2 protein-coding genes are annotated in these 1889 nt (G+C 37.9%); both read left to right on the top strand.

Annotated features, from left to right (window positions below; genetic code table 11):
- Positions 1-866, top strand: an 866-nt coding sequence (gene fabD / locus AC1WHX_RS12050; protein WP_481229462.1) for an ACP S-malonyltransferase, incomplete at its 5' end; no start/stop codon positions are given.
- Positions 867-960: 94 nt separating this feature from the next.
- Positions 961-1449 carry a hypothetical protein gene (locus tag AC1WHX_RS12055; RefSeq protein ID WP_009317905.1) on the top strand — a complete coding sequence of 163 codons (489 nt, stop codon included), beginning with the start codon at positions 961-963 and terminating at the stop codon, positions 1447-1449.
- The last annotated feature ends 440 nt before the right edge of the window (positions 1450-1889 follow it).

Here is a 1889-nt window from a genome sequence, read left to right on the forward strand (position 1 = left end):
TTCCTGGACAAGGCGCCCAATTCGTAGGAATGGGTAAAGAGTTGTATGAAACTAACTCCGAAGCTAAAGCCTTGTTTGAAAAAGCTAATGAAATTTTAGGATTCAGAATTACCGACTTGATGTTTAACGGAACTGACGAAGATCTTCGTCAAACCAAAGTTACACAGCCGGCAATTTTTTTACACTCGGTAATTCTTGCAAAAACGATGGGTAACAAATTCTGTCCCGATATGGTGGCAGGACATTCTCTTGGAGAATTTTCAGCGTTAGTATCTGCCGGAGCTTTATCTTTCGAAGACGGTGTACGTCTTGTTTCCGCTCGTGCTCAGGCTATGCAAAAAGCATGTGAAAAAACGCCTTCTACCATGGCTGCAGTATTAGCTTTGCCTGACGAAAAAGTAGAAGAAATATGTGCCTCCGTAACAGAAGGAGTCGTTGTTCCGGCTAATTACAATTGTCCTGGGCAAATCGTTATCTCAGGTGATGAGGCCGGTATCGACGCTGCATGCGAAAAAATGCTTGCTGCCGGAGCAAAACGTGCTTTAAAATTGAAAGTCGGAGGAGCTTTCCACTCTCCGATTATGGAGCCTGCTCGTGCAGAATTAGCTGAAGCTATCCATAAAACACAATTCTTTGCACCCAAATGTCCGGTTTATCAAAATGTAAATGCAAAAGCAGAAACCAATCCTGAAACAATAAAAGAAAACCTGATTGCACAATTAACAGCACCTGTACGCTGGACGCAAACAGTGATCAATATGATTGCCGATGGAGCAACAGATTTTACCGAAGTCGGACCTGGTAGCGTATTGCAAGGTTTGGTAAAGAAAATAAATAAAGAAGTAACGACTCAAGGCATACAATAAAAATTACGTCATTACATCATAAAACCTCTTTTATTATCCAAGTGATAAAAAAGAGGTTTATTTTATATTTCAATATCATAAAAACTTTCTCAAAATGAAAAAAACGATACTTTTAATAATAGCTTTAATTACAGGTATTTATTCTGCAAACGCTCAATACAAAAAAGGCGATATAGAACTGGGAGGCGAAATATCCTACAAAGTAACCGACGGATTTCATCAATTTGCCATATCTCCAGAGGCAGAATTCTTTCTAAATGAGCATTGGGCTATCAATACCGGTATAAGTTTATTTGGGAATAATCATAAAACACGTTTCGGAATTTCTGCAGGAGTAAACTATTATCTACCGATAACTCAAAAATTATATTTTGCTCCCCGAGGAGGTTTCGATGTTGAATTTACTGAATCAAACTGGGCGATTTGTATAAAACCGAATTTAGTATATGAACTGACAGAGCATATAGCCATGAGCTTAGGAATCGGTTACATCGGCGTTGGTCAATTTGACGACAATAACAATACCTCATTCAGGATCGGAATATGTGATAATTTAGCATGGGGAATTGCTTATAAATTCTAAAAAGTAACAAGTCCCAAAGAGTAGCATAAAAAGACAAAAAAATGCTTTTCATGCTACTTTTTTTACACCACAAAATTTATTTACACAATCATAAAAATAAGATAACAAAAAGATAATCTGTCAAATTCTATCATTTACTCTTTAATAGACTCATTAATAGAGAGACAATAATAATTAATCGTTTTTGTTTATTTAGCCTGAACAGCCGTTTGCTTTACAAACGGCTCTTTTTTTATTTTACAGGACAATAGGGAAAGCATACCGTCATTTCTCATTGCCGAAGGGCCTGCTCTGCGGAGTGCATATCATTCATCAACATCATAACTTATATTCATTTTATCTTCGTATCCTCGGTCCGGGCAAGAAGCATCGGGAGGGGGGGACAAAAAAAAGGGGGGAGACGATCTTTTCTCGTCTCCCCTTCCTATCTAAAATCGGCG

This window comes from Coprobacter sp. (assembly GCF_982436375.1).

What these genes read in the sequence shown, in the direction of transcription:
- AC1WHX_RS12055 (WP_009317905.1), top strand. Translation starts at nt 961, where the DNA reads ATGAAAAAAACGATACTTTTAATAATAGCTTTAATTACAGGTATTTAT.